The organism is Tychonema sp. LEGE 06208, assembly GCF_015207505.1.
GTDB lineage: Bacteria > Cyanobacteriota > Cyanobacteriia > Cyanobacteriales > Microcoleaceae > Microcoleus.
Genome location: NZ_JADEWT010000025.1, coordinates 44,123 through 61,617, shown reverse-complemented (window position 1 = coordinate 61,617; position 17,495 = coordinate 44,123). Strand labels below are relative to the sequence as shown.

Genomic DNA, 17,495 nt, shown 5'->3' with positions numbered 1-17,495 from the left:
GATTTAGCGGATGGGTGGTTGGTGGGGCGGCGGTTAGTGGCGGATTTGGTCGCGGATTTAGCGGATGGGTGGTTGGTGGGGCGGCGGTTAGTGGCGGATTTGGTGATCTCCCACTAATCATCCGTTACATCCGTTACATCCGTTAAATCCGCTACAAAATTCGCTGCTAACCGCTTCCCCCTTTGCTACCAATCGATTATATCTGTTGAATCTTCCTCCTGGTTTTGGGGCCCAATGCTAGGAGGTAAGGGGAGTTCGACATCTGTTTCTTCGTATGTTCCTGAACTTCCCCTCATCCAGCCTCTGCCATTTGTTTTCGGCCGCCACAAGTATGGTTGAATGTGTTTTTGCCAACCTTGTACAGATTTTGGTGGAAGAATGCGGTGATATTCTAATTTGCTGCGACCAAAGTTGATAAATAAACCTACTTTCGCTCCTGTAGATGCTAAGTAAGCTATGATTTGAGCTTGGTCTTTATCGGTCATTGGATAATTTACGGCTTTATCCTCTACTACAATACATTCATTGACCCAATGGTCTAGATAGAGGATTCCCATCCAAACTTGACCGTCGTAAATTTGTCTGGGATATTCCATTTCTGTTGTAATACCGGATTCAAGCATTTCTGCATCAAATGCTCTTTGGTAATGTTTTTCTCTTAAACCTTTTTGTGTCCTCCGGTGTACTCTCATTGCACAGCCGATGATGCTGTATGTCAGATCCTGATGGGGAATATTGGGGTCTATCATGGTCGTAAAAATTTGGTAATTTAAACGATAATGGTTTCGTAATGCAGCGGTTAGTTGACAACCTATTATATGCGATCGCACGGAGTGGCTGTCAACAAGTTTGGGTTTGACCGCAGGCGTTTGCTTGCTAATCGCTATGTTTTCCCTCTTCTGAATTGGGGGTTGAATATTTAAGATCCGCCCAAGACAATTGCCTGCCTTCACTGCTGTTGCTTTCAAGTTCTTCTTTGAGTTTGGCAATATCTGCCGTATCATTTTTGGCAGAAGTGTTGGTTTGGGCGATCGCACTTTTGACTTGCTGAATGTTCTCAGTCGGATTTGCTTTAACAGCTTCCACCGCTGTTTTTAAGTTGCGTTGATAGTGGGCGTTACCAATAGCTTCATCCTGCGATCGCGAACTGGTTTCAAAACACTTGTCCAAATCGGCGTAAATACCTGTACGGCGAGGTTTTGTGTAGTATTGACGTTCTGTATCGAGGAGTTTAGCCATCAATTCCAGGTGCATTTTGTCATCGCTGCAAATTTCTTCAATCGCAGTCCATTCGTCGCTACCTAGGAGTTTTCTTTCGGCGGCGGGGCGAGAATCTTCAAAGGGTTCGCCCGTGACTTCTTCGTAAATGCGGGGCAAACTGTCGTCAAATTCGTGCTTTTGTTCCAACCAAATGCGGCGGATTTCGCTAAGTTCTTCCGGGGTAATTAAGGTAATGTCGCGCATTTCTTCGGGTGCGGTTTTGCGGATGTGGGTTTGTGCTTCCAAGACTCGTCTCAGCCAGTGTTCTCGCCAGAATTTGGTGTACGGGCCGGGGATGGGTTCGACGGAGGTTTTGTCGTCGCCCATGTTGCGTTCAAACAGTTCTACTCTACCGTAGATGCGTCTGAAGTCTCTTTTTGGGCGATCGTCTTTTATATCTAATTCGTTGCGAATATCGAGGAGTGGCTGCATCCATTCTTTTTCCTCATCATTTTGAATCATTGCCTCCATAGATTTATCTTGGCTTACCATTGTGCAAACCCAGCAGCCAAAGCGAGAAGTGCCGCAGCTAGGTGTAGAGGTATCGACAACTAAAGGACATTCATTGTCTGCTGTTGCACCTCGATACATGGTAAACAAATCTTTGTTGCTATTTTCCCAAGGATTCGGCCACTGATTCAGATAAATCCAGACTTCATCAGTCCGCCAATCCTCAATCGGACTATAAATTAGGGAATTAGGCAGACTAGGACTCTGATAAAGCAGAGATTTAATGGAGTTAGAACTATCATTTAAACGGTCACTCATTCGACCTATTTCATGTTTCTCCATTGAAACAGCGCGTTTAATGCTTTCAGCTTTGCGAGTACCCAATATCAGAATCACTTCCCCATTGATTCTCACCACATCACGAATGAACCGATTAGACGGAAGGATTTTCAGGCGTTCAGTACACCAGCGAAATCCATGTCTCGGCGCTGGGTAGCCTTTTCCCATCAAGTTTACCCAGAAAGTATCTTTAACATCTGGATAAAGCAGATGAGGCTCTATTGGTAGCTGTTGCTCTATAGCAGCAGACTTCATCTGTTTCAATGACTGACGTACCCAAGTAGAAACTATAGGGTTTTCTACCAGTGTATCGGTTGTGATAATATAAATTTTTTTTGTTCTTTTTTCTGCTGGTAATTCTGCTATTGCATACCAGATAAGCTGCACTACGGTAGTGCTGTCTTTTCCGCCAGAATATCCGACCACCCAAGGAATATCATCTAAACAATATAAATCTCTAATTTGTTGACTTAATTTTTTTATTTCTTCTACTAAATCCCTAACGGTACGGGGTGGAAAAAGTGGTAGCATTGTTTCTGTCATTTCTTCAAACTCAGTTACGTAATTAAGCTCTAAATACATTCACCCGATGCCAGTGTAGCGATTCAAGTCTTGGTAGATATTGGTCTAAAGTTGGCAGGAGAATAGTTTCACTATGAAAATCTTTCATAGTTCTGGCATTGGGGGATTCCTCTTCTAAATCATTAGCGACGATAATTCTGTAATTATCATCTATAGCAAACCAACCCTGGTCAAAAGCCCAATGATGATTTTTACACAATGATATCCCATTATTAATTTGATTGTCATAAAACTTTGAAAACGGCTTGATATGTGAGCCATCTACAATATTTTGAGTGAAATTCCTGATAACTTTTAATCTACAAAATGCACATTTGTAATCATACGTATGTACTACGGCTTTCCTAAAAATAGCATTTCTTACAGCCGATTTGGTTAAATAGAATCGAGGTTCTGCATCAATATTTCCTGCTAGGCCCGATATTTCTGTTTCTGCCTGAGCAACATTTTCAAAGTCTTGATTAACTTGCAAAATATCTCCAATATCATCCTTATTAGATGAAAACCAGACAGCTACCAGTGTATCTATTAATTCCGAGCGAGAATTTTGGTCTTGGAGTAAATTGAATAATTCATTATCCCAACTAGCGTATTCTACAGCTTCTCTTAGCTTGTTAGTTGTTTTAGGCTTTGAACCATTAAATCCAGACTTTAATGTTTTATGCCAGAAACCATCGCCTTCCAAGTGCCAAAATGGATAGTACAAACCACGATTGTGAGCTTCAGAACCTAAGATGTTCCAATATTTGTTAAATGTTTGAATCAAGTCGTCGGAAACATAAATTCGATTCTCCCTAATTATTCCTTGAGCAATTAGATCGATGATTGACAAGAGTAAGATTGGCTTATGATTAGCTTTACCACGTTGGCGCGTATTGTTTACATTAAGAGTGGCAAAACGTTGTCGATAGTACGCTAGATTTTTATTTTCGGACTCTTCTCCTGCAGTCATTTTTTCCTCCCACTATGATTAAATATAATCAGAGCTAAAATTTTACACTCTTTTCAAAAAAAGTTAAGAACCGCAAAGTAAGACCATAATGCAGAAACTAGAGAAGTTAAGCAGTGTCAGCAGACTAACAAGTAATTCTCTAGCCTAAACCGGAGATCATTATATCACTTTTGGGCTGCATCTGCGGTTCCCAAACCCAACCGATTTTTCAAATAATCAGTCATCCAACTAACACTAGCCCTCGACTTAGAAATTCCCCCTTTCAACAAAATCCCGCCCTCCCAATCAGGATTAGAAATCGACCAATCAACCTGCAGTAAAAGGCTCAAACGTTCCTCCCAACTCTCAGGAAAAACCGACAACAAAGCGGCCCCAACTTCCCCCAAACTCTCCAACACAACACTGTGACAGTGCACGCAATTCCGGCGCATTTCCCCCGCCGCAACTTGCTTTTGCAGAACTAATTGCCAATCGGGCATAAAACTGCTAACCGCATTCCAATAATTAACAGCCTGTTGTATTTGTTGAGCAAGTTCTTCCTCTTTTTTCTGTTTTGTAGTGCCAGAATGAGAGGGTTTTGTTTGTTTGCTGCTGTGAATGTTGGACAGCAAAGCCATGATAGCACGATCGATCGCACTTAGCGCAAACAATTTGGGCGATCGCCCATTCAAACTCCCCTTCTCCATCTCCGTCAAACACCGGAACACCTCAACCTGCTTAAAAACCGATTTTACAACCAAAGCGCGATCGCCTCGGTGGTTGTAAAGTACCCTTAGCGACGACTCCAAAGGAACTTGAAAACCGTTCAAATCAGCAAACTTTTGCTGCGAATTTTCCAACCCAATATCCAGAAACAAAATCAGCGCCACCGTCTCGTATCCCAACTGCGGATTTTCCTGCAAAGCCATCTCAAAAGCCGCCCTGCGATGCTGTCCGTCATTAATAGTAAATTTAGCATCCATCGGCACTCGCAAGCGACCGATTTTGCGTTCCTCCGCCTCATTTCCCACAGCTTCAAAAGTAATATCCGCATCAATCGAAGCGGCGATCGCCCCACAAGTATAATTCCCAGAATTATTGACCAAATAATCAGCAATTTCGGGAATTCTAGCTTTGTTAAGCGCGCGTTTCGCCCGCATAGACGGCGGCAAATCTTCAGATTCAAAGGGGAACAATTTCGGCAAAAAACGCACCGGACACATCGACACGTAATATTCGCGGCCCGCTTGAATTCCTCGGATGACCGGCAAAATGTATTCAAAGGAAGGAGTGGACATATTTTAGAATTGGGAATTGGGAATTGGGAATTGGGCATCGGGCATCGGGCATCGGGAATTGGGCATCGGCCAAACAGGGCATCGGGAATTAATATTTATTGACTTTTGGTCTGATTTGTGGTATTTGTCCGGGTTGTGGCAAGATAAATCAAGTATTTCACAAAACTTTTTAAAAAACAAGAGTTGACATCAATTTTAACCCATGATATTTTTGAAAAAATAGCGTAATTATATAAAAACTGCGAATGAATACCAACCCAGCGGCTGACCTCGCTAACCAATTTTTGGAAAAAGAACATCGCGAAAGGCAGGAAATCGCACTGTTATTAGATAATTATTTAGGAAAAGACGATCGCATTTTTGTACAAAAAACCCACATGGGAAACACCGAAGCCTACATCGGTTCAGTCACCCTAGAATGGTTAGATTCCCGCGTCCGTTTCGCCTCACAAATGCCGCTTTTCCGACAAAAATTTGACCTCAAAACTAACAACATTGTCCGCGACGACGAAACCATTGACGAAATTATCCAGCGCCCCTTGGATTGGTCGCGCCAAGCCCCACTAACTCAATATTTAGCAGCCAGAAAATCCCACAAATTCCCCGCAGTTTTAGTAGTCGTCAGTCCCCCCTGGGTAGACAATCCTCACGCGGAAGAATGGGATGAAAACGGCGTAGCAACTAAATCCGCTGCTGAATTTATATCCTTTGATAAAAACGGGAATTTAGGGCTGTTGGATGTTTCTCAAAAAGTCTCAATTTTTGCCTTAGACGGCCAGCACCGGCTGATGGGAGTTCAAGGTTTAATGAGTTTAATTAAAACCGGAATCCTGCAAAGATACAACAAAAATAAAAAACCTGTGGGCGCTGCAATTACTCTCGAAGATTTAGCCCAAGAGTATCAAATTGACCCCGACGAAGTACACACATTAGCTCACGAAAAAATCGGGATTGAGTTTATCCCGGCCGCTGTGGCTGGGGAAACCCGACAGCAAGCACAACGGCGCGTGCGATCGATCTTTGTACACGTTAACCTGATGGCGGTAACGCTGAGTCAGGGACAGCTAGCATTATTAAACGAAGACAACGGATTTGCGATTTGCGCCCGCAAAATTGCCGTCACCCATCCTTTATTAAAAGAGCAAGATAACAGAAATCCCCGCGTCAATTGGGACAGCGCCACAGTCGCCGCCAAATCCACTGTACTCACAACATTGCAAGCGCTGCAAGATATGTCGGAACGGTATTTAGAATACAAATTCCCCCATTGGAAGCCGGAAAAAAAAGGTTTAATTCCCATGCGTCCCGAAGATGATGAACTAAAAGAGGGAATTGAAGAGTTTAAGAAGTTGTTCGATAATTTAGCAACTTTACCTAGCTATCAAAGAATTGAAAGCAGCGAAGAAACCTTAGAATTGCGCCGATTTAGTTTTGAAAAGCCGGGGGGCGAGGGAAATATTTTGTTCCGTCCAGTCGGTCAAATTGCCTTAGCTAATGCTTTGGGAATTCTAGCATTTAGAAAGAAAATTTCGCTGAAATCTATTTTCGACAAACTCCGCAGATTCGATGTGGATGAAGGATTTAGCCATATGGACAATCCTGAGTCTGCGTGGTACGGGATTTTGTACGATCCGAATAAAAAGCGAGTGTTAGTTTCTGGAAGGGATTTAGCGACGAAGTTAATTGTATATTTGGTGGCGGGAATTGACGACGATATGGATCGGGCTCATTTGCGGCAAGCTGTGGCTCAAGCGAGGACTTTTGAGGATAAAGCTGTTAGTTTTAATGGCAGGTTTGTGAATCCGAAAGAGGTAGGATTGCCGCAGGTGCTGAGTTAAGTTTCTATTGGGCAAAGTCCACAGCGACTAACACTGAGCAGGAAGCAAATTAGTTTTGTATAATTGAATCTGCACCTTACCTATAACCAGATTATGACCATCGCTGAACAGATTTATGCGATCGCCAAAACCCTTCCCAAAGACCAAGCTAGCGAAATTCTCACTTTCGCTGAATTCGTCTGTGCTAAGCATTTGAGCGCGAACCAGCAAACAGACACTGTAGACTCTCCGATTCCTTGGGCTGAACTTGTTTTTTCCCTTGCTGGAACTTGGGTAAAAGATTTTCCATCTCTAGAAGATATTCGTGCTGAATCTGGACAAGATGTTGTGCGGGAGAGTCTATAAATGTACGTTTTGGATACAAACACCTTGATCTACTATTTCAAAGGTCAAGGACAAGTTGCTCAAAACATTGCTAATGTTTTACCCAGGAAATAGTCGTTTCTGCGATCGTTATTTTTGAGTTGCAAGTCGGCATTGCTAAATCCAATTCGCCGGCCAAACGCACTCAACAACTTCAGCAACTTTTGAGCCGAGTTAACGTTATTGCTTTCGATCGCGATGCTGCTGTTGCGGCTGCTACAATTCGCGCACAGTTGGAGCAACAAGGTACTCCCATCGGCCCGATCGATGTTTTGATTGCAGGGACAGCCGTAGCTCTCCAAGCGAATCTCGTTACCCACAATGTCAAGGAATTTTCTAGAGTTTCGGAACTCGCGTTCCCAGACTGGTATTGACTACCTTCCCAACTAAAATGTTGTTAAATTCGTACTTTTAAGAGTATATCGTAATCCCCCAATTCATCCGCAAACAGAACCTGGATGCTTGGTGGTTCAGACATCAATACCATCCCAAAGTTCTGCGATCGGGTGAACTTTGCCGTCTTCTACTTCCATAAGCGCAATCAGGAGACTGTTAAAAATATCTTCTTTAGATGGAGCGTCTTTGTCTTCTTCAAACAGTTGACCTAGGGATTGTAAAATCAGGGTTTCGATCGGCAGGTTGAGTTTACCAGTTGTCTCAAGAAGCTGCTGTTCTAAATATTCAGGAATGGTGAGAGTAATGTGCATGGGGTGTATCTCTTCTTATCACAAACTTTCAAGCGCAGACTGTATTTAACTTGTTAAATGGCTAACTATTACTATTTCTTGCGGCTTGTAACTTTTGCTGAATTGCGGCTTGAACTTTCTGATCGAAATCAGGATCGCCGGGACTTGCAATAATCCTCAGCGGATGCTGATTGATTCTGTCTAAGTACGCCTGAAAAGCGGCTCTATCTCCTCGATGTCTGAGAAAATACTTTTTCAATTCAGCATTCGACATTTCGTTATAGTTAACTTGGCTCATCAGCAAACTCCCCATTGGGTAAAATTTGGAACTCAAGCTCTTCATCATACCCAGCCAATATGTATACGTTACGAGTTCTATCGTCAACACAAACAAGATGTATGGGTTGAAGCATTGTGTAAGTTAGTTGATAAGAAATGCGATATAAACTCTCAAGCTGGGCAGCAGTAGGCATTAGACTTAATCACTCCACCTAAAAGTTATTTTAACAGATAACTCCAGGCAATAATTGACTAATACATTAAGTTTAACTTAAGTATTTTGTGGTTTCAACAAAACCAATTCCGCCCCCACGGGCAAATGATCGGACTCGGTAGCCTCCAAAGACGAACTCGATTTTGCACCCCAATGCTGGGAATACCAAATATAATCAATCCGACAAAGGGGATAGTTTAATTTCCAATTCGAGCGTTTTACCAGCAACTTAAGTTCCCAACCGTGAGGCCAGGTAAAACCAAACCCAAATCCTGATTTTCGGAAAGAATCTTGCAGGACTTTCTGCAGGTTATAGTAGTCTTGAGTTTCGTCTGTCATATTAAAATCGCCTGCGACAATTACGGGCAGAGTTTCTTGCTTGACTCGCTCAACTAAATCTAGAATTTCAGGCGATCGTTTGCCATATTTGTAAACTGGAATTTTGATAAAAGGTAAAATTTTATATTTTTTAAACCAAGGCCCGGTAGTTTGCATATTATAAACGACTATTTCTCGATCTTTAAATTTAATAACGGCCCGCTGCTGCGTTTCTGCATGATCGGCCAAGTGTAGTATTTCGCTGGATACAATGGGATATTTACTGAGAATTCCTACCGGGGGAATGCCAATTTGATAGGGGTAGTCTGCTTTTAGCCAAGTGAATGCTTTTTCGGTATGTTTATGAACGATTTCTTGTAAAAATATAATATCTGGTTTTTCCCGTTCAATTAGTTTAACTAAAGTTGGTGACTGTGTTGTATACCATCCGACGTTATGGGATAAAATCTTGATTCCCGGTTGCGAGTTTGTGCTGTCAATTAATGTGGGAGAAAAGTATTTTATTTGCAGCCAACTTATTAGAAGAATGCAGGCGATCGCCGAAATAATCGAAAACCATCTTTTTTTGATGATTAACAATCCGATGATGGGAAGCAGGAAAGTTGGGAAGAAAATTAACGGGATAAAAGTGCTAACTAAGGCTACAATGGACTGGCTATCCCAAAAAATTAGTTTTAGAATCAAATAGCAAATAATTAATACTGAGTAGCTGTAAGCAAAAAATTTTGCAGATTGCTTGAAGCCTCTGTTGATGAGATTTTCGGGTAGGTGTGGCATGGGGAATTTGTTAGAATAAGAACTTGCTTAAATCGAATTCTTCATTTGACCGATTTTGATTGTCTCTTTGGGAGATTAAGAACAACAAAAGGCGATCGGTATAATCCGCCGCACCCCGAAATTCTTCTCGCAATATTTCCAGTCCGCCATTAGCATATTCTTCAAAAATTTGCAAGCGTTCTGCTTCCAATTGTTCGTCGAGATGGGAGAGAATTTGAGGATTTTTGGTTTCGGCGATCGCAATTAGCTTGATCGCCATATCGTAACCCCTGGATATAAAAATATCAATATCAATGGCACCGGGTTCTCGTTTAGAAATTTCCCCCAAGGGCGATCGCTTTTTCCGCTGATTTCCCAAGGATGCCGCAAAGACAATGACATCGGCGTAAGTCTGAAAAGGGCCGGAGTTGTTATCCAATAAAGTTAAGGATTTCACTAAATCGGCTTTGTCTTTAGCAATTCTAATTCTGTTAGCAGCCATTGGGATTAATATGTAATTTTTAAATTGGTAGAGTAACCGCAGATGTCAAGCAGATCAACAGAGATTAACGCAGATAGTTTTTAGAATGTTCGTAATAACATAATTTTTTTGGCAAAACTTCCTCTGGCTTCCCGGCGCTTGATTTTTTCGGCTAAAAGCCGATCGCCCGAAATGCCAAAATTCAGCATCACCGCATCCATCACCTCAGACAAATCAGCCAATTCCGCCACCAAATCATCCTCATCAGCCACCGCTGCTTCCCCCGCTTCCTCAATCAATTTCTGGCGCAAAGCTTGACGGTATTCGCGATCGGACAAAATGACAAAATCGCATTCACTCCCGCTTTGGCGAATAATTTCAGGAATGCGATCGCGCACCAACTTATGATACTCTTTTTCCATGTCAAACTCCCTTTAACCTTGACTAAAAGTTTGAATCAACCAGCGATTAATTTCCCCATCATCTTGAGTTTGACTGCGATTCAAAGCTTCCTCAACTAACGCGATTTCCAGCCCCGGTAAAACCAGTGAATCTTGAATTGTCCCACTCCCTCCTGCAGTAATAGCAAATGCAAATACAGCATTCGTATTTGCATTTGCTGCCCAATATTCTTGGACTGCAGAATGTTCGTAAATTAAACGCTTTACTCCCAAATCATCTGCACTAGAAGATGCTCCTATTTCCACCACTAAAGCTGGAGGTGCAAACCCATTCAAATTAATTGGCGTATTCGTGCGAGGAGGTAATTCAAAATCTTCACCTATATAATAAGACAAATCAGGTTGAAATTCCCGAATACCTGTTTTGCGAAAACTGGCATTAATTAACTCAACTATTCGGATATTTCTCAAAGCTGTATAAAAATTGACAACTCTCGAAACTACTGAATTATGACGACTGTGCAATGGCCCTACTGGTGACATTTCTACCCTCATGTGTTCTTGATAGTAATAAAACTTGCCTTTTTCCCAAGCTGAATCCTCACCAAAATTTAGAAACTCTTCCCATGTCGCCTTCACCCAAATATCCGTTTCCAAAACCTGTGTAATTGCCGAATTAGAAGCCATAATCCACCTCTACAATTTTCGTATATTCAAATTCCACGTCAAACTCCTTTTAACCTTGACTAAAAGTTTGAATCAACCAGCGATTAATTTCCCCATCATCTTGAGTTTGACTTCGGTTCAAAGCTTCCTCAACTAACGCGATTTCCAGCCCCGGTAAAACCCGCGACTGTTGAATCCTGCCGCTACCTCCGCCATTAATCGCAAAGGCAAAAACCTCCCCAGTGTTTGCACGATCCACCCAATATTCGCTAATTCCTGCATCTTCATAAAGCAACCGCTTGCTACCCAAATCATCGTTAAAAGAAGATGCACCAATTTCTATTACCAAATTCGGCGGATGGTATTGATTCAAATCAATGGGTGAATTGTTGTCAGCCGGAGGAACTCTTAAATCTGAACCAATGTAGTAAGCTAGATCGGGTTGAAACTCGCGAATACCTGCTTTGCGAAAACTAGCATTAGTAAATTGAATTATTCTGATATTTCTCAATGTAGCGTACAAAATAACTACATTGGAAACAATCGAATTTTGACGCGCGTGCAATGGCCCTACTGGTGACATTTCTACCCTCATGTGCTCTTGATAGTAATAAAACTTGCCTTTTTCCCAAGCTGAATCCTCAGCGAAGGCCAGAAATTCTTCCCATGTCGCCTTCACCCAAATATCCGTTTCCAAAACCTGTGTAATTGTCGAATTAGAAGCCATAATCCACCTCTACAATTTTCGTATATTCAAATTCATCTGAACTGCGCTTAACTAAAGCATAGCGCGTTCCGCCCAATTCGATCGCATCTTCTTCGCAATCAGCTTTCGGAGAATTGTACTCCAACACGTATTCCCTACCGATGGAACTTTCCATTTCTCTAGCAACTTCTCCGCGCCACTGAGTTTTTGTTACTAAGACTACCAATTGATTCGCTAATTTAGGCAGTTTATTCGCAATTTGTTTGCGATAAATTTCATCCAAACTGCCAAAGGGAGAATCCATCACAATCGGAAATGTACTGCTATCGGGGCCCATCAAAGTATTTTTTTGACTCCACTCGCGCACGCCCTCAATAATTCCGCCGATAAACGACAAACTGAGGATTTGATTTTCTCCTGTAGAAGCGGGGACTAAAGATTCGTTTCCCGATGTATTTTCTACTAGCGTCAGTTCGTATTTGTCGCTTAATTTGGGGAGGTAAGGAGTAAAAGAAATTTGACTAAAAATATCTTGCACTCGCTTTTCTAGCTGAGAACAAAACTGTTTTTCTAAGCGCGATCGCACTTCAGTTAGGCGATCGATCGCATTCTGAGTCGCAGCAATCCGGCGCTGGGCCAATACTTGCTTTTGCTCGTTCAGTTGCTGCTTGTCGATTTGCTTGTCCAAAGCAGCAACCTGCGCGTTCAAACTCTCAATCTGCTGCTGGTTAGAGCCAGTTTCCCGGTGCAAATCGCCAATGTTTGCCTCAATTTCATCCAAGCGCTTTTGCAAGCGGCTGACATCGCCGTCAGGGAAATTTTTCAGCTTGCTGTGAATATCGTCTAACTGGTTTTCCACCCGCGAAATTTCTGTTCTACCGCGATGAATATTAGCTTGTTGGCTGTCAAGTTCCTCCCAAAAATCAGCCACTTGTCTATCAATTTCATTAACGCGATCGCTAATCCGAATAGTAGTTTCTTCCACATCGCCAACAACCGCTTTATCCATCCAACCGCTCACATTTTCGGAAGCAACAGAATCGGGAGTTAATTCCGTACCGCAGATGCAGCGCTGCTGCACTAATAACTCTTGCAAAAACGGCCGCCCAATCCCCGAAAGCAACTCACCTTTTTCGCGCAAATTTCCAAAAATCGAGTTAAATTCAGCCGCAGCATCCGACAAAAATACCGCGTAACCGCGCCCGGAAATTGCTCGTTGAAGCGCTGATGAAGCCCGATCAATTTCTTCGTGAAATAAACGCCGTTGCTTTTCCAATTCGTCTCGCAACTGTTGCAAATCAGCAGCACCGCTGCGTTCCAGCAAATCACCGTTAACTGCTTTTTTTAATTCGCCTTGATTAGTCAATTCTTTCTCAATTTCTACTTGTCTTTGTGAAAGTTGGTCTACCTCTTTCTGCAAAGTTTGCTTTTGTTTTAAAAGTTTTTTAATTTCGTAACCACCAATCATACTCAAATCTGTTTCTAGAGATTTTTTTGCGTCTCCCAAATGTCGGATAGAGCGATTCAGTACCTCTACTCCCAGCAATTCCTTAGTAGCTTCGGCAATTTCTGCTTTCTTATCGTGGCGAACAATTTGCTCGATTCGTTCCCCATCAAAAAAGAAATATTGATGTAAATTTACTGGCAAAATTCGTCCGATAATATCATCGGGATGCTGGGCTGTTGGCATCCAACGGCCGTCATCTTTTGCTACTTGCAGGAACAATTCGCCTTTGATGTGTTCTACACCATTTTCACTTTTGTAAGCACGGCAAACACGCCTTGCTTGGTAGCGTTTGTTGTCGTGTTCAAACACAACTTCTGCCCAACAACCTACGGCTTTTCCCATTTCGGCTTCAGCAAGAGCGCGCTTGTTTACTAATTGTTCTTCCGCCGCAAAAGCCGTGCTAAATTTTCCGTACAACACCCAGGTAAAAGCATTCATCAGTGCAGTTTTTCCAGCACCGTTATTACCGTGAATTACTGTAATATTTTGCTCGCCCCAAGCCAGCTTAATTTCGGGACTTTTGCCGAAAAACTGCCTAAAATTGCACAGAGTAAGTGAAATTAACTTCATACAATTGCTTCCCTAATAATTGTCAAAATGTCATCGCTAATATAGCGGGGAGATTTCATATATAGTTTATCTTTTTCTAGTTCCAATACCTGCTCGATAATTTGTCGGACTTCCGGCGGCGCGCTAGTAATCGGTTGCTGTACGTCGCTCAAATCTTTGTCTGTGTAATAACCAGAACGTTTTTCTGCTAAAATGCCGATCGGTACGGGTGCGATCGCACTATCTTTATATGTAAAAGCGATTACCAAATTTTCATTCAAATTTTCAGCCATAATTAGAAGGAAGAAGGAAGTTCGGCAACGAGCAATGTACGGGATGTAACGGATGTAACGGATGTAACGGATGTAAGTCCGTCGGAAGAAGGAAGAAGGAAGAATGCTTATATATAGCGGTTCTCAAGCTTGGTGAGGTATGCCCTATGCCCTATCCCCACTCCTAGCACCTCATGTTACGATCGAAAGGCTATAGTTAGCTTTTTTGTCATCTCTATTTGACGCTTAATTAAGTGGATTTACTTATTTTATTGCAAAAATCAAAAACTACAGGGTTACGTATGGGGTGAGAAACCCGGTTTCTACGAGTGTTGTTCTCGCGTCACGAGAAATCTACAAGAAACCAGGTTTCTAGAATTTTTGTGACGAAAAACGAGGAATTTACGAAGAAACCGGGTTTCTGAGTTCGTAAGTGCGATCGCTCACGAAACTAGCAACTCAAACTGCAATAAAATAATTCTATCTTTTTAAGATAAACCGAACCGGAATAAATGTCAAATATCTAACAAGCCATAACGCTTTTGAAGTTGCAGCAATTTTACCCTAGCTTCCCCAGCATTGTCGGCTAAATCAGCAAATTCTAAGAACCGCTTCAACTCTTTTCTGAGCAGATTGCGCTCGACTTCTAAGGTTTCTCTGCCCAAATCGGGAGGCAAAACAATCATGTCAAATAAAGTGGCTCTTTCCTTTCCCGGATGCGGCCGCAAAATGCGTCCCCGGCGCTGAATAAACTGGCGCGGATTGCTGCTGCTTGCTAAAATAACAGCATGGCGAATTGCGGGAATATCAACGCCTTCATCCAAACAGCGAATCGCGACTAAACCTTGCAATTCTCCACTCTCAAATTGCTGGCGCAATCTTTCTCTTTCTGCTAAGGGAGTCGCCGCCGTATAGGTGTTAACTCGATAGCCTAATTCTGAACCTAATAACTTTGCGGTTTCTGTTAGTTGGCGGTTGTTATTGCGGCGCGCACTTCCTTCGATCGCGCCATCGCCGCAGTAAAATAAAGTATGGGCCGTGTCGAGACGGTTACTCATTAATTTTCGCAAAGCTGTTAATTTATTAGCTGCCGCCCCAATTAACCGAGAACGCTGCATTAGTAAAGTTGTTAAAATATCGTTTTCTGCTACTTTTTCATCACCCCAAAGCGCCCAACCAATTTTTTTAGTTAAATAGGAATATTTGCGGGTTTCAGCTTCTGTCAATTCTACTAAAATCGGATAGTATAAATAATGTACTAAGGCTTTTTGTCGGATGGCATCGGCTAAGGTAAGCTCTGGTTGCAAAACCGGGCCGAAATAATCTAAAATAGATTCGGTTCCCTGTTCGTCAAAGTGTCTTTGTGGGGTGGCGGAAAGGGCGAGGCGCAGTCCAATATTGCGTGGCAAACTTTGTCCCAAACGGGGTGCGCCTAAGTTGTGAACTTCGTCTCCAATAATTAGGGTTTTTTCTGGGAAATAGCGGATTTGCGACTGCAAGCTATCGGACATTAAGGTGGCATTTGTGGTGATAATTGTCAGAAATAGTCCCTCGATAGCTCGCACTTCATACAAACTCGCAGCCAGCTTATTTTGCCAACTGCGGGCGTTTTCAAAGGCTAAAATAGGTTTTAAACCAAATTTTTCCGATTCGCGCGCCCACTGATTCACTAAGTGGCAGTAGGGGCAAATTACGAGCAATAGTTTAAGGTTAATTTTATTATATAATTCAGTGGCGATCGCCAGTGCAGTAATCGTCTTACCGCTACCAGTCGCCATCTTCAGCGTACCGCGTCCCCGATTCGCAAACCAATTATCAACCGCCGCCCGTTGATATTGTCGCAATTCCAGCGATGGCGGCATTCTCGGAAACCCAGATTGCAAATGATTTACCGCCATCGCGATTCACCTTTAAATGCCGTTAAGAAGAAGGAAGAAGTCATTAGTCATTAGTCATTAGTCATTAGTCATTAGTCATTAGTCATTAGTCCAACGTCATGTTTTGCTGTCCCCCCGGAGCTTTCCGTCCAACGTCATCAGTCCGATGGAAGTCGGAAGAAGGAAGAAATACACAGGAACGTTTTTTTCGCGAGTCGTATTTTACATTTAACTAGATGGATTTAGTTAGATGCAAAAGTCCCTATACTCCAATGTAGCTTACACGCGATCGAAACTTAACAACCCAAACAAATTATCCGCCGACATTTGTAAATCCGACAGCACATCGAGCACCGGCAAAATATCCCGATTCTCCTTCCCCTCTGGTTGCTGCTGCGGCTTAAAAACCAAAATTAATTTTTCTTCCGGGTCAATCAACCAACCTAATTTAGCACCGTGATTTAAGCAAAACAAGATATTATTGATTACCCGAGTTGGATTTTGAGCCGGCGATAAAATCTCAATTGTCCAATCAGGGACAATTTTAAACTTGTTTTGTATCTCTCCACTAGCATTAAGAGGAATGCGCGACCACTCGAACACTGCTATATCTGGAACAATAGAACGTCCCCCAAAAGTGCAGCGCAATTCAGGAAAAGCATAAGCTAACTTCTGCGGTTTACCAACTTGATTAATAATCGATGGAAACTCGAATTGCAGTGTACTGTGTTTTCCTGGCGGCATAGCTTTTTGATGAATTTTACCGTCAACATACTCGCTAGCCGGCTTAGTTTCTGGCAGTAGCAAAAACTCTTCCAGAGAAATCTTTGACGGAGACTGGATTGACGTTAACATAAGCGATTAAACCCTCAAAAACTCCGATCAATTAACGTCGCTGTCACCTTCCCAATCCTGACAACTCTCCGATTCCACACCAGTAGGGTGCATCGCACAAACCAACAAATTTCCGCCGTAAACTTGGCCGTGATAGTTAGTGCAACCGCGACAAGCCGGCTGCTGAGTCGTCGAAGGGTCTACATAAGTCACCACCGACCAATCTATCTCATCAAACTCCGGGTCGAACTCCCGAACAATTTCAATTATCGGTTCTAGAAATTCATTGAGATAACCGTCGAATTCATTAAAATAACCGTCAAATTCAGCAATCAGGTTATTTTGTACTTGTTCTGTAAACTCTTCCGAAATCTTTGCCAAAACGTCCAGCATTTCGACAAATTCATCGCTAACGTCGCTGAAAAAATGCTCTACGTCAGAAGCAGTATTTTCCATTACTTCAAAAAAACCTTTTGACCAATCTTCCATGAATTTGACAGCTTACTATTGCAAAGTATTTAACATAGTCCGGGACACATCAAGCCCAAAAAACCGGGTTTTTTACTCTCATCAGGTTGCAACGGGCGTATTGTAGTAAAAAAACTCGGTTTCTGACTACTCCCACGTCCGGGACTATCACAGATAAGTGCAGCCAGCCTCATGCGAAGCGATCGCACCTACTCTCAATTCTATTACCTATTGCTCTATATCCGTCCACATCGGATACCATTTTCCTGAAACAATCCAACTGTAGGTCAACTCCAAACCCGCATCCAGTCAATCATCCCCAATCTAAAATCGAAAAATCTAAAATCGTAAAGGGAACTCAAGAGTATTATCTTGAGTTCCCTTTATGCTTTGCTTTGC

At 42.5% G+C, this 17,495-nt stretch carries 20 protein-coding genes; 3 read left to right on the top strand and 17 right to left on the bottom strand.

Annotation, left to right across the window (positions count from 1 at the left end):
* Nucleotides 1-185 precede the first annotated feature (185 nt).
* From IQ263_RS09315 to dndB, 4 genes are all read right to left on the bottom strand, one after another.
* Nucleotides 186-749: a GxxExxY protein gene (locus IQ263_RS09315; protein ID WP_194067185.1), complete on the bottom strand. Its 564-nt coding sequence runs from the start codon at nucleotides 747-749 to the stop codon at nucleotides 186-188.
* A gap of 127 nt (nucleotides 750-876) precedes the next feature.
* Nucleotides 877-2,592 carry a DNA phosphorothioation system sulfurtransferase DndC gene (gene dndC / locus IQ263_RS09310; protein ID WP_194067184.1) on the bottom strand — a complete coding sequence of 572 codons (1,716 nt, stop codon included), beginning with the start codon at nucleotides 2,590-2,592 and terminating at the stop codon, nucleotides 877-879.
* Nucleotides 2,593-2,614: 22 nt separating this feature from the next.
* Nucleotides 2,615-3,583 (bottom strand): HNH endonuclease, encoded by a 969-nt coding sequence (locus tag IQ263_RS09305; protein WP_194067183.1) that lies wholly within the window; start codon nucleotides 3,581-3,583, stop codon nucleotides 2,615-2,617.
* Nucleotides 3,584-3,747: 164 nt separating this feature from the next.
* Nucleotides 3,748-4,860 carry a DNA sulfur modification protein DndB gene (gene dndB, locus IQ263_RS09300; protein WP_194067182.1) on the bottom strand — a complete coding sequence of 371 codons (1,113 nt, stop codon included), beginning with the start codon at nucleotides 4,858-4,860 and terminating at the stop codon, nucleotides 3,748-3,750.
* Between the two features lie 245 nt (nucleotides 4,861-5,105).
* Between dndB and IQ263_RS09295 the strand changes: the two genes are divergently transcribed.
* The 3 genes from IQ263_RS09295 to IQ263_RS09285 all read left to right on the top strand — a co-directional run bounded on the left by IQ263_RS09295 (nucleotide 5,106) and on the right by IQ263_RS09285 (nucleotide 7,435).
* A complete protein-coding gene (locus IQ263_RS09295) occupies nucleotides 5,106-6,698 on the top strand; it encodes a DGQHR domain-containing protein (RefSeq protein ID WP_194067181.1) in 1,593 nt (530 codons plus the stop codon).
* A 93-nt stretch (nucleotides 6,699-6,791) separates the two neighbouring features.
* Nucleotides 6,792-7,043: a DUF2281 domain-containing protein gene (locus tag IQ263_RS09290; RefSeq protein ID WP_194067180.1), complete on the top strand. Its 252-nt coding sequence runs from the start codon at nucleotides 6,792-6,794 to the stop codon at nucleotides 7,041-7,043.
* 119 nt (nucleotides 7,044-7,162) lie between these two features.
* On the top strand, nucleotides 7,163-7,435 hold the full coding sequence (locus IQ263_RS09285; protein WP_228049916.1) for a PIN domain-containing protein: 273 nt from the start codon (nucleotides 7,163-7,165) through the stop codon (nucleotides 7,433-7,435).
* 96 nt (nucleotides 7,436-7,531) lie between these two features.
* On the opposite strand, the gene IQ263_RS09280 is transcribed toward IQ263_RS09285, so the two are convergent.
* The 13 genes from IQ263_RS09280 to IQ263_RS09225 form a co-directional block, all read right to left on the bottom strand.
* On the bottom strand, nucleotides 7,532-7,768 hold the full coding sequence (locus IQ263_RS09280) for a hypothetical protein (RefSeq protein ID WP_194067179.1): 237 nt from the start codon (nucleotides 7,766-7,768) through the stop codon (nucleotides 7,532-7,534).
* A gap of 61 nt (nucleotides 7,769-7,829) precedes the next feature.
* On the bottom strand, nucleotides 7,830-8,093 hold the full coding sequence (locus IQ263_RS09275) for a DUF6887 family protein (RefSeq protein ID WP_228049915.1): 264 nt from the start codon (nucleotides 8,091-8,093) through the stop codon (nucleotides 7,830-7,832).
* On the bottom strand, nucleotides 8,032-8,160 hold the full coding sequence (locus tag IQ263_RS30095; RefSeq protein WP_486579296.1) for a DUF6888 family protein: 129 nt from the start codon (nucleotides 8,158-8,160) through the stop codon (nucleotides 8,032-8,034). Before IQ263_RS30095 ends, IQ263_RS09275 begins: the two co-directional genes overlap by 62 nt.
* Nucleotides 8,161-8,297: 137 nt before the next feature.
* Nucleotides 8,298-9,356, bottom strand: a complete 1,059-nt coding sequence (locus IQ263_RS09270; protein ID WP_194067177.1) for an endonuclease/exonuclease/phosphatase family protein — start codon at nucleotides 9,354-9,356, stop codon at nucleotides 8,298-8,300.
* A 10-nt stretch (nucleotides 9,357-9,366) separates the two neighbouring features.
* A complete protein-coding gene (locus IQ263_RS09265) occupies nucleotides 9,367-9,837 on the bottom strand; it encodes a DNA phosphorothioation-associated protein 4 (protein ID WP_194067176.1) in 471 nt (156 codons plus the stop codon).
* An 80-nt stretch (nucleotides 9,838-9,917) separates the two neighbouring features.
* The gene (locus IQ263_RS09260) at nucleotides 9,918-10,238 is read right to left on the bottom strand and encodes a nucleoside triphosphate pyrophosphohydrolase (protein WP_194067175.1); all 321 of its coding nucleotides are present in this window, start codon (nucleotides 10,236-10,238) and stop codon (nucleotides 9,918-9,920) included.
* 12 nt (nucleotides 10,239-10,250) lie between these two features.
* Entirely contained in the window at nucleotides 10,251-10,904 is a 654-nt protein-coding gene (locus IQ263_RS09255; RefSeq protein ID WP_194067174.1) for a Uma2 family endonuclease, read from the bottom strand.
* 49 nt (nucleotides 10,905-10,953) lie between these two features.
* Nucleotides 10,954-11,610, bottom strand: coding sequence for a Uma2 family endonuclease (locus tag IQ263_RS09250; protein ID WP_194067173.1), 657 nt, complete (start codon nucleotides 11,608-11,610; stop codon nucleotides 10,954-10,956).
* A complete protein-coding gene (locus tag IQ263_RS09245; protein ID WP_194067172.1) occupies nucleotides 11,600-13,666 on the bottom strand; it encodes an AAA family ATPase in 2,067 nt (688 codons plus the stop codon). Before IQ263_RS09245 ends, IQ263_RS09250 begins: the two co-directional genes overlap by 11 nt.
* Nucleotides 13,663-13,938 carry a hypothetical protein gene (locus IQ263_RS09240; protein ID WP_194067171.1) on the bottom strand — a complete coding sequence of 92 codons (276 nt, stop codon included), beginning with the start codon at nucleotides 13,936-13,938 and terminating at the stop codon, nucleotides 13,663-13,665. Before IQ263_RS09240 ends, IQ263_RS09245 begins: the two co-directional genes overlap by 4 nt.
* A gap of 494 nt (nucleotides 13,939-14,432) precedes the next feature.
* Nucleotides 14,433-15,815, bottom strand: a complete 1,383-nt coding sequence (locus IQ263_RS09235; protein WP_194067170.1) for a DNA phosphorothioation system restriction enzyme — start codon at nucleotides 15,813-15,815, stop codon at nucleotides 14,433-14,435.
* A 258-nt stretch (nucleotides 15,816-16,073) separates the two neighbouring features.
* Nucleotides 16,074-16,649: a Uma2 family endonuclease gene (locus IQ263_RS09230; protein ID WP_194067169.1), complete on the bottom strand. Its 576-nt coding sequence runs from the start codon at nucleotides 16,647-16,649 to the stop codon at nucleotides 16,074-16,076.
* 27 nt (nucleotides 16,650-16,676) lie between these two features.
* Complete coding sequence (locus IQ263_RS09225; RefSeq protein WP_194067168.1) at nucleotides 16,677-17,117, bottom strand: hypothetical protein; 441 nt, start codon at nucleotides 17,115-17,117, stop codon at nucleotides 16,677-16,679.
* Between the last annotated feature and the right edge of the window lie 378 nt (nucleotides 17,118-17,495).

Bases quoted from the DNA above. Each gene is read 5' to 3' on its own strand.
- IQ263_RS09270 (WP_194067177.1), bottom strand. From the start codon at position 9,356: ATGCCACACCTACCCGAAAATCTCATCAACAGAGGCTTCAAGCAATCT.
- IQ263_RS09265 (WP_194067176.1), bottom strand. From the start codon at position 9,837: ATGGCTGCTAACAGAATTAGAATTGCTAAAGACAAAGCCGATTTAGTG.
- dndB (WP_194067182.1), bottom strand. From the start codon at position 4,860: ATGTCCACTCCTTCCTTTGAATACATTTTGCCGGTCATCCGAGGAATT.
- IQ263_RS30095 (WP_486579296.1), bottom strand. From the start codon at position 8,160: ATGCTTCAACCCATACATCTTGTTTGTGTTGACGATAGAACTCGTAAC.
- IQ263_RS09235 (WP_194067170.1), bottom strand. From the start codon at position 15,815: ATGGCGGTAAATCATTTGCAATCTGGGTTTCCGAGAATGCCGCCATCG.
- IQ263_RS09230 (WP_194067169.1), bottom strand. From the start codon at position 16,649: ATGTTAACGTCAATCCAGTCTCCGTCAAAGATTTCTCTGGAAGAGTTT.
- IQ263_RS09245 (WP_194067172.1), bottom strand. From the start codon at position 13,666: ATGAAGTTAATTTCACTTACTCTGTGCAATTTTAGGCAGTTTTTCGGC.
- IQ263_RS09250 (WP_194067173.1), bottom strand. From the start codon at position 11,610: ATGGCTTCTAATTCGACAATTACACAGGTTTTGGAAACGGATATTTGG.
- IQ263_RS09290 (WP_194067180.1), top strand. From the start codon at position 6,792: ATGACCATCGCTGAACAGATTTATGCGATCGCCAAAACCCTTCCCAAA.
- IQ263_RS09225 (WP_194067168.1), bottom strand. From the start codon at position 17,117: ATGGAAGATTGGTCAAAAGGTTTTTTTGAAGTAATGGAAAATACTGCT.
- IQ263_RS09305 (WP_194067183.1), bottom strand. From the start codon at position 3,583: ATGACTGCAGGAGAAGAGTCCGAAAATAAAAATCTAGCGTACTATCGA.
- IQ263_RS09295 (WP_194067181.1), top strand. From the start codon at position 5,106: ATGAATACCAACCCAGCGGCTGACCTCGCTAACCAATTTTTGGAAAAA.
- IQ263_RS09280 (WP_194067179.1), bottom strand. From the start codon at position 7,768: ATGCACATTACTCTCACCATTCCTGAATATTTAGAACAGCAGCTTCTT.
- dndC (WP_194067184.1), bottom strand. From the start codon at position 2,592: ATGACAGAAACAATGCTACCACTTTTTCCACCCCGTACCGTTAGGGAT.
- IQ263_RS09315 (WP_194067185.1), bottom strand. From the start codon at position 749: ATGATAGACCCCAATATTCCCCATCAGGATCTGACATACAGCATCATC.
- IQ263_RS09275 (WP_228049915.1), bottom strand. From the start codon at position 8,093: ATGATGAAGAGCTTGAGTTCCAAATTTTACCCAATGGGGAGTTTGCTG.
- IQ263_RS09255 (WP_194067174.1), bottom strand. From the start codon at position 10,904: ATGGCTTCTAATTCGGCAATTACACAGGTTTTGGAAACGGATATTTGG.
- IQ263_RS09240 (WP_194067171.1), bottom strand. From the start codon at position 13,938: ATGGCTGAAAATTTGAATGAAAATTTGGTAATCGCTTTTACATATAAA.
- IQ263_RS09260 (WP_194067175.1), bottom strand. From the start codon at position 10,238: ATGGAAAAAGAGTATCATAAGTTGGTGCGCGATCGCATTCCTGAAATT.